This window comes from Rhizobacter sp. P3_B12, from assembly GCF_056402895.1.
The window spans coordinates 1-8803 of the sequence record NZ_JBFUGN010000173.1; the positions used below are offsets into that span (position 1 = coordinate 1).

Consider the following 8803-nt stretch of genomic DNA (forward strand, 5'->3'; position numbering starts at 1 on the left):
CGCCGAGCGGGCGCTGGCGGCCGAGAACCGCGCCGTCGCCGGCCAGCGCGCGGTCGATGCCAGCAAGAACGCGATGACGCTGACCGAAAGCGCGCTCGGCGACGCGACCGACCTGCTGCAGCAGGTGCGCGAGACGATGCTCTCGGCCGGCAACGCGACCTACACCGATGCCGAGCGCAAGGGCCTGGCCGACAAGATCGGCGAGTTGCGCAAGCAGCTGGTGGCGGTGGCGAACCGGGCCGATGGCGCCGGCACCTACCTGTTCGGCGGGCAGGGCAGCGGCCAGGCGCCATTCCTCGACGCGGCCGGCGGCGTCGTCTACCGCGGCGGCAGCGGCGAGACCGCGGTGGCCTCCACCGAATCGCTGCCGATCACCACCAACGGCGAACAGATCTGGATGCAATCGCGCTCCGGCAACGGCGTGTTCGACACCAACGCCGTCACCGCGACCGGCACCGCGTGGATCGACAGCGGCCATGTCACCAACCCGTCGGCGCTGACCGGCTCGACCTACAGCATCCAGTTCAGCGTCGCGGCCGGCGTCACCACCTATTCGATCCTGCAGGACGGCGCGCCGACCGCGCAGGTCGGCATGCCGTTCAAGCCCGGCCAGGCGATCGAGATCGACGGCATGGCGGCATCCATCGCCGGCAACCCGGCCGACCTCGACGAGTTCACGCTGACGCCATCGACCAGCAGCCAGACCGTCTTCGACACGCTCGACAAGGCGATCGCCGACCTGAAGACGCCGCTGCGCAGCGGCACGCAGATCGCGCAGTCGAATGCCGACAACCTGGCCAACCTCGACCAGGTGATGGCCACCCTGTCGGGCGCGCGCACCCGGATCGGCGAGACGCTGAACCGCATCGACGGCGTCACCGGCCGGCTCGACTCGCTGAAGCTGTCGAGCAAGACCGCGCGGTCGGATGCGGAAGACCTCGACATGACGAACGCAATTTCGGACTTCGCGAGCCAGCAGACCGGGTACGATGCCTCGCTCAAGGCGTACACCATGGTGCAGAAGCTGTCGCTGTTCAACTACCTGAATGGCTGATCGAGCGGCTGATGCCCGTCGCCATCGCCTGCACACTTTCCCTGGAGATTCCGCGTGACTGACAACGCCACACTCGGGCAGGTCGCCCTCGGCTATTCGCCGTTCATCGACCGCAGCCGCGCCGTGACGGCCACCCGCCTGACCATCTACCCGCTGCGCCCCGAGCTGAAACCCGATGTCGCCCAGTTGCTGCATGCCGTGGGCGGCGTGTGGCCGGCCGATGGCGGCCGCGCCTCGCTGAACATCGTCAGCGAGAGCCTGCTGCAGGACCTGATGGGTGCGAGCCCGTCGGCCAACCTGATGATCGAGATCCCGGCCTTCATGGCCTGCGACGAGGCCAACATCGAGTCGCTGCAGGCGCTGCACCGCGCCGGCAACACGCTGCTGCTCAAGGGCCGGCCGATGAAGGAGCTGCCGCGCGAGCTGCTGCCGTGCTTCAAGTTCTCGCTGATCGACCTGGCCGACGACCGCCGCGTCAATGAATCCGGCAACGTGGCGCCCGCCGGCGTCACGCGCAACATCGCGCACGTGCAGTCGGGCGTGCGCACGCTGGCCGACATGGAGGGCAGCTTCTCGCGCGGTGCGGCCGCGGTGCTGGGCTGGCCGATCGACGACGCCATCAAGGAGGCGCAGACCAAGGGCAAGTCGGCGGTGCAGATCGACCTGCAGGTGATCGTCGAGCTGATCCAGCGCGTGGACGCGCAGGACCCGATCGAGAAGCTCGAGAACACGCTGAAGCGCGACCCGTCGCTCGCGTTCAAGCTGATGCGCTACATCAACTCGCCGGCCTTCGGGCTGCGCGTCGAGATCAGCTCGTTCCGTCACGCGATCATGATGCTCGGCTACCAACGCCTGAAGCGCTGGCTGGCGCTGCTGCTGGCCACCGCCGGCAAGGACGCCAACATGAAGCCGGTGATGTTCGCGGCAGTGCGCCGCGGGCTGCTGATGGAAGAGCTGGTGCGCTCGTCGGGCGACGAGGAGATGCGCAACGAGATGTTCATCTGCGGCGTGTTCTCGCTGCTCGACCGCATGTTCAAGCAGCCGTTCGCCGATCTGATGAAGACGATCCCGGTGCCCGAGCGCGTCTACCAGGCGCTGGTCGACGGCACCGGCCCGTACCAGCCGTACTTCGACCTGGTGCAGGCGGTGGAGCATGAATCGCTGTACGACTTCCGCACCGCGGCCGACACGCTGATGCTGAGCGTGAGCGAGATCAATCGGGCGGTGCTCGGTGCCCTGACCTCGGCCTCGCAGATCGAGTAGGAGCGAGCGGGGGAGGTTGTTCCGAAAGATATGCAAACATTGACTTTTGCATAAATATTGCAACATACTGGCGGCCCATGCCGCCTCTCTCGCCTTCCACTCACGAGCAGGCTGTCCTCCAGCTGGCCAGGCAGCGTCCGCTGCTTCGCGCGCGTGACCTGGCCGAGCACGCGCTTCCCACCGTTGTCCTGAGCCGGCTGGTTGCCGCTGGCAAGCTTGAACGAATCTCGCGCGGCGTCTACAGCCTGCCGGCGCGCAAACTCAGCGAGCATCGCTCGCTGGCCGAAGTCAGCCTGCGCGTGCCGCAGGGTGTTGTCTGCCTGTTGTCCGCACTGCGTGTGCATGGCATCGGCACGCAGGCCCCCTTCGAGGTCTGGGTCGCCATTCCGCATCACTCGCCGACGCCTCGCCTGGATCAGCCGGCGTTGCGCGTCGTGCGCATGTCGGGGCAAGCGTTCACCGAAGGCGTGGAGCCCCTCGTGATCGACGGCGTGAAAGTGCCGGTCTTCAACCCTGCGAAGACGGTTGCCGACTGCTTCAAGCACAGGAACAAGATCGGCATCGACGTCGCGATCGAGGCGCTGCGCGATGGGTGGACCCAACGCAAGCTGACGATGGATGCCATCTGGCACTACGCGAGCATCGACCGTGTCGCCAACGTGATGCGCCCCTATCTCGAAAGCGTCTCCGCATGAGCCGAAACGTGGCTGCCTCCGTTCGCGCTCGCCTGAAGCAGCATGCCGATGCGGCGAGGGAAGACTTCAATCTCACGCTGACGCGCTATGGGCTCGAGCGCCTGCTGTACAGGTTGTCGGTCTCGACGCATGAGCCCGACTTCCTGTTGAAGGGCGCCCTCCTGTTCTCGCTGTGGTACGACCATCCGCACCGCCCCACGCGCGACGCAGACCTGCTGTCGTTCGGCCCGAGTGACATCGGCTCGCTCGTGGCGAATTTCCGGCAGATCTGCGGCATCGAGTTCGACGACGGCCTCGCGTTCGATGCCACGGCGATCAAGGGCTCCGAGATCCGCAAGTCGACCGGATACGGCGGCGTGCGCGTCGACATTCCGGCCCGGCTGGACGGCGCGCGCATCGCACTGCAGGTCGACGTCGGCTTCGGCGATGCCGTGACACCGGCGCCCGAGGTGGTCCGGTACCCCCTTCTGCTCGATGACCTGCCGGCCCCCCACCTGCGTGCGTATCCGAAATACACGGTCGTTGCAGAGAAATTCCACGCGATCTGCCTGCTGGGCATGACGAACACGCGGATGAAGGACTACTTCGACCTGGACGTGCTGCTGCAGGGCGATGAACTCGATCCGGGCGAGTTGCGCAGAGCGATCGAAGCCACGTTCGAGCGCCGAAAGCTGGCGATGCCCACCGAGTTGCCGGTCGGATTGAGCGACACTTTCGCGGCCGACGCCACGAAGCAAATCCAGTGGAAGGCCTTCCTGAAGAAGAATCGCCTCGACCGTGACGAGTTGACCGATCTGGTTGCTCGCCTGCAGAGGCAACTCCGTGTGACAGGGGTCATTTGATGTTCGATCCCCAGGCCTTGCGCCAACTCCTCGACGTGCTGTCCGACGCCGTGCTGGTGCTGGACCGCACGGCGCGCGTCGTCTTCGCCAACACGGCAGCGCTGCGGCTGATCGCCGGCGAGCCGGCGCGGCAGCTGGCGCAGCTCGGGCCGCTGCTCGGCGAGCCGTTCGTCAGCGCCGTCGCGCAGGCACTCGCCGCCGGCTCGTCGTCGACGCTGCCGGAGGCGGTCACGCTGAACGACGGCCGCCGCTTCGGCGTCGCATTGGCGCCGCTCGACGGCGAGCGCCACGCGCTGCGCCTGGCCGCGGTGAGCCCCGCCACGGCACCCGCACCCGAGCTCACCCCGGCCCCGGCGATGCCCGACATGGGCACGATGTTCTGGGACGCCCCGTTCCCCGTCACGCTGCAGGACGAGCACTTCAAGCTGATCGACGCCAACGACGCGTTCCTCGAGTTCACCGGCTTCACGCGCGAGCAGTTGGTCGGCACCGACCCCCTGGATCTGCAACCCCCCGAGGACCGCGCGCTGAACCGCGCCTACCGCCAGCAGATGAGCACCGCCGGCACGACCCGGCTGGTGCAGCGCCGGATGATCCACGCCGATGGCCGCGAGCGCTGGTTCCGCGCCGCGTGGCGCGTCGGCAGCGATGCGCAGGGCCGCGCGCGCACCGTCAGCATCCTGCAGGACAGCACCGCCGAGCACATCGCGCGCGAACGCGCCGACCGCTCGGTGCGCGAGCTCGACGACTGGTTCGAACTCAGCCCGGTCGGCATGGTGCTGTTCGACGAGCAGGGCCTGCTGGTGCGCAGCAACCCGGCCTTCGAGGCGCTCGCGGGCGACGTGCCGGTGCTGATGTCCGAGGCCTCGCCCGGCATCCAGCAGCTGATGGCCTGGCACGAGGGCAAGCCGCTGCCGCTGCTGCGCCCCGGCTCCAGCCCGGTCGAGACGCAGGCCTGGGTGGACCAGCCGGGCCACCATGGGCAGCCCGACCCCGCGCCGCGCCGGCTGCGCTCCATCGTGCGCTGCTACCAGAGCGGCAGCGGCCAGCGCCGCTACATGGCCATCGTCGAGGACCGCAGCGTCGAAGAGGAACGCGACCTCGCGCAGATGCAGATCGGCGCGCTGATGGACACGGCGGGCGTCGGCCTCGCGACCTTCCAGGAGGCGTCCGGCTGGGTGCAGCACGGCGCGGTGTTCGGCAGCGCCGCCGAGTCGCACGCCGGCGCGCCCGCGCTGCAATCGATCCGCCGCGACGTGGTGCTGCCCGAATCGCTGCCCGAGTACGACAAGCTGCAGCAGGCGCTGCGCCTGGCCCAGCGCGCCGAGGTGCGCTATGCCATCCGCCACCCGGAGCACGGGCTGCGCTGGCTGCTGACGCGGGTCGAGCCGGCGACGCTCGCCTCGGGCAAGCGCACCACCTCGGTCGTCACGCTCGACATCACCGACCAGCACCAGACCCAGCAGCGCAGCGAGATGCTGCTGCGCGAGCTCACCACCATCCTCGAGAGCACCACCGTCGGCATCGCCTACCTGCGAGGCAACCTGCTCGTGCGCTGCAACCGGCGCTTCGAGGCGCTGCTCGGCTTCCGCGCCGGCGACGTGGCCGGCTGCAGCCTGCAGGAGCTGCTGGCCGCGCAGCCCGAGGTGGGCCGGCTGGTGGCCGAGATCGATGCCTCGCTGGCGGCCGGCCGAGTGCACGAGACCGAGATCGCGGTCGACACGCGCGGGCGCCCGCGGCACTGGTGCTCGCTGTCGGTGCGGCGCGCCGGCGAAGGGGTCGACGGCCAGGAACTGATCGCGGTGCTGACCGACATCACGCGGCTGAAGGCGCAGCAGGCCGAGCTGGAGGCGCTGGCCAGCGAGGTCGCGCTGCAGGCCGAGCGCACGCGCGCGATCCTCGATTCGGTGCTGGTGGGCATCGTCACGGTCGGCGCCGACGGCATCGAGTGGATGAACCGCTCGGCGCGCCGCATGTTCGGCGGCGACCTGGAGGATTTCATCGGCCGGCCGATGGCCACCGTCGCGACGCCGGAGAGCGACCATCCGTTCCTGCGCACCGACTACCTCGACGACCTGGTCGAGGGGCAGGCCGAGACCTTCGAATGCCGCGTGAAGGCGCGCGACGGCCGCGAGTACTGGGTGGTCGGCAACGCGGTCGTCACCGGGCGGCAGCTGACCTACGCGCTGCTCGACATCGAGCGGCGCCGCCAGGCCGAGGCGCGCACCGCCGAGGCGCAGTCGTCGCTGCAGCRCATCATCGAGGCGGCGCCGCTCGCGATCACGCTGCGCGATGCGCACACGCTGCGCATCCTGCAGGTCAACGAGGTGGCGGCCCGCAACGCATCGACGCCGCCCGCGCAGCTGATCGGGCGCACGCCGGAGCAGATCTTCCCGCCCGAGATCGCCGCCGAGCGCCGCCGCGACATGGAAGACGCGCTGGTCGCCGGCCGCGTGACGCAGCGCGAGTACCGCACCGAGCTCGACGGCCAGTTCCAGGTGTGGGACGCGCGCTACCTGCCGCTCGCGGCCGACGGCCAGCCGGCCGACCAGCTGCTGATGGTGGCGACCGAAGTCACCGAGCAGCGCGCCGCGCAGGAGGCGCGTTTCGAGGCCGCCATCGCGCAGCGCGAGATGCTGGTGAAGGAAGTGCACCACCGCATCAAGAACAACCTGCAGGGCGTGGCCGGGCTGCTGCAGCAGATCGCGACGCGCAAGCCCGAGGTGGCCGGCGTGATGGCCGAGGTGGTGGGCCAGGTGCAGGCGATCGCGCAGGTCTACGGGCTGCAGGTCGGCATCAGCGGGCCGCTGCGCCTGCACAGCGTGCTGGAGGCGATCACCGGCTCGGTGCAGCGCACCTTCGGGCGCTCGATCGTGTTCGACGCGCAGGGCCCGCAACCGCAGCAGTGGACGCTGCCGGAGGCCGAGTCGATCCCGATCGCGCTGACGGTGAACGAGCTGCTGACGAATGCGATCAAGCACAGCGCGGGCGACGCGCCGGTCAGCTGCACGCTGGTGTGCGGCGACGACGGCGTGCAGATCGTGATCGGCAACGAGGGCCGGCTGAGCGAGGGCTTCAGCCTCGCGCAGTTCCCCGGCGGCGTATCGGGGCTCGGGCTGGTGCGGGCGCTGTTGCCGCGGCGCAGCGCGAAGCTGTCGATCGAGGCGCAGGGCACGCGCGTGGTGGCGGTGGTCGACCTGAAACCGCCCGGGGTGGCGCTTTCGGCCACAATCGCGCCTTCACCGTCCCGCCAGCAGCATCCACCGTGACGAACAAAGGCAAGATCCTCGTTGTCGATGACGACCGCCTCGTGCTCGCGACGCTGACCCACGGGCTCGCGCAGGCCGGCTACGAGATCATCGATGCCGACAACGGCGACGACGCGATCCTGCTGGCCCGCGAGCACCGCCCGGATCTCGCGCTGCTGGACATCCGCATGGAAGGCAAGAGCGGCTTCGACGTGGCCGCCTACCTGCGCGACTACTGCCAGATGCCGTTCATGTTCCTGTCGGCGTTCGCCGACGACGACACCGTCGCGCAGGTGAATGCGCTCGGCGCGGTGGCCTACCTCGTCAAGCCGCTCGACATCCGCCAGATCGTGCCCGCGGTGGAAGCCGCGTTCGCACAGATCGGGCCGCGCGGCGGCGAATCCGTGCCGCTGCCCGGCACGCTGGCGCACGAGGCGCTCGGCCAGCCGGTGGCGATGGCGGTCGGCGTGCTGATGCACCGCTATTCGCTGCCGCGCGCGCAGGCGCTGGAGCGGCTGCAGCGGCTGGCGGCGGCGGAAGGCAAGCCGCTGGTGCAGCAGGCCGAGCGGCTGCTCGAAGCCGTCGAGCTCCTGTCGGCGGGCTAACCCAGCCAGAACTGGAAGCGCGCGCCGCGGTCGACTTCGCCCTCGGCCCAGATGTCGCCGCCATGCCGGCGCACGATGCGCCGCACCGAGGCCAGCCCGACCCCGGTGCCCTGGAAATCGTTCGCGCTGTGCAGCCGCTGGAACACGCCGAACAGCCGGTCGGCGAAGCGCATGTCGAAGCCGGCGCCGTTGTCGCGCACCGTGAAGGCCTGCCGGCCCTCGTGCACGCCCGATTCGAACCAGATGTGCGCGTCGCGGCACTTCGCGGTGTACTTCCACGCGTTGCCGAGCAGGTTCTCCAGCGCCACCCGCAGCAGCGTCGCATCGCCCTGCGCATGCAGGCCCGGCTCGATGTCGACCTGCACCACGCGCTGCGGCGATTCGCGCCGCAGGTCGTCGACGATGTAGCCCACCAGCTGCGACAGGTTGATCGGCTGGCGCGCCAGCGGCCGGGCCGACAGCTGCGACAGCGCGAGCAGCGAGTCGATCATGCTGCTCATGCGCGCGGCGGCGCCGAGCACGCGGTCGAGGTGGTCGTTGCCGATGCGGTCGAGCAGGCGGCCGTAGTCTTCCTTGACGATCTTCGTGAAGCCCTCGACCACGCGGATCGGCGCGCGCAGGTCGTGCGACACGGTGTAGCTGAACGATTCCTGCTCGTCGGCCGGCGGCAGCGCCGCGGCGGCCGTGGCCGCATGGCGGTGGAAGATCAGCACCAGCTCGGTGCCGGCGCGCTGCGGGGCGGGCGACGACGCCGGCGACAGCCGCAGCACCTGCAGCTCCCAGCCCTCGGCGCTGCCGCTCGCCGTGCCGGCATGCAGCGTCGGCGAGATCGCCTGCTCGGCGAGCAGCCGCAGCCCGGCCGGCAGGCGCTGCAACAGCTCGGGCCACGGCGGCAGCACAGCCGGGTCGGCGATGTGCAGCCAGCGCTCGGCGGCCGCGTTGGTCTCGTACAGCACGCCCAGCTGGCCCGGCGGCGGCAGCGCGACGCGCAGCACCGGATCGGTCAGCGCCTGCAGCAACTCGCTGATGCGCTGGTCGCCCGGGTCGGTGAGCTCGCGCGCGGAGCCCACGTAGCCGGCGAAGCGGCCCTGCGCAT

At 69.9% G+C, this 8803-nt stretch carries 7 protein-coding genes; 6 read left to right on the forward strand and 1 reads right to left on the reverse strand.

What is annotated here, in order from left to right:
- The 6 genes from flgL to AC1D01_RS12065 all read left to right on the forward strand — a co-directional run.
- Positions 1-1054: flagellar hook-associated protein FlgL (flgL, locus tag AC1D01_RS12040; RefSeq protein WP_477866425.1), on the forward strand; the 1054-nt coding region annotated here is incomplete at its 5' end.
- Positions 1055-1108: 54 nt separating this feature from the next.
- Positions 1109-2317 (forward strand): EAL and HDOD domain-containing protein, encoded by a 1209-nt coding sequence (locus AC1D01_RS12045; RefSeq protein WP_477866427.1) that lies wholly within the window; start codon positions 1109-1111, stop codon positions 2315-2317.
- A 77-nt stretch (positions 2318-2394) separates the two neighbouring features.
- On the forward strand, positions 2395-3012 hold the full coding sequence (locus AC1D01_RS12050; RefSeq protein WP_477866429.1) for a type IV toxin-antitoxin system AbiEi family antitoxin domain-containing protein: 618 nt from the start codon (positions 2395-2397) through the stop codon (positions 3010-3012).
- The gene (locus AC1D01_RS12055; RefSeq protein WP_477866437.1) at positions 3009-3854 is read left to right on the forward strand and encodes a nucleotidyl transferase AbiEii/AbiGii toxin family protein; all 846 of its coding nucleotides are present in this window, start codon (positions 3009-3011) and stop codon (positions 3852-3854) included. Before AC1D01_RS12050 ends, AC1D01_RS12055 begins: the two co-directional genes overlap by 4 nt.
- Positions 3854-7123: a PAS domain S-box protein gene (locus AC1D01_RS12060; RefSeq protein WP_477866431.1), complete on the forward strand. Its 3270-nt coding sequence runs from the start codon at positions 3854-3856 to the stop codon at positions 7121-7123. Before AC1D01_RS12055 ends, AC1D01_RS12060 begins: the two co-directional genes overlap by 1 nt.
- A complete protein-coding gene (locus AC1D01_RS12065) occupies positions 7120-7707 on the forward strand; it encodes an ANTAR domain-containing response regulator (RefSeq protein WP_477866433.1) in 588 nt (195 codons plus the stop codon). The genes AC1D01_RS12060 and AC1D01_RS12065 overlap by 4 nt, the downstream gene beginning before the upstream one ends.
- Here the strand turns inward: AC1D01_RS12065 and AC1D01_RS12070 are convergent.
- On the reverse strand, positions 7704-8803 hold a 1100-nt coding region (locus AC1D01_RS12070), incomplete at its 5' end, for a sensor histidine kinase (protein WP_477866435.1). The two genes, AC1D01_RS12065 and AC1D01_RS12070, sit on opposite strands and share 4 nt — an antisense overlap.

Excerpts from the sequence above, each read along its gene's own strand:
- AC1D01_RS12050 (WP_477866429.1), top strand. The coding sequence starts at position 2,395 with ATGCCGCCTCTCTCGCCTTCCACTCACGAGCAGGCTGTCCTCCAGCTG.
- AC1D01_RS12055 (WP_477866437.1), top strand. The coding sequence starts at position 3,009 with ATGAGCCGAAACGTGGCTGCCTCCGTTCGCGCTCGCCTGAAGCAGCAT.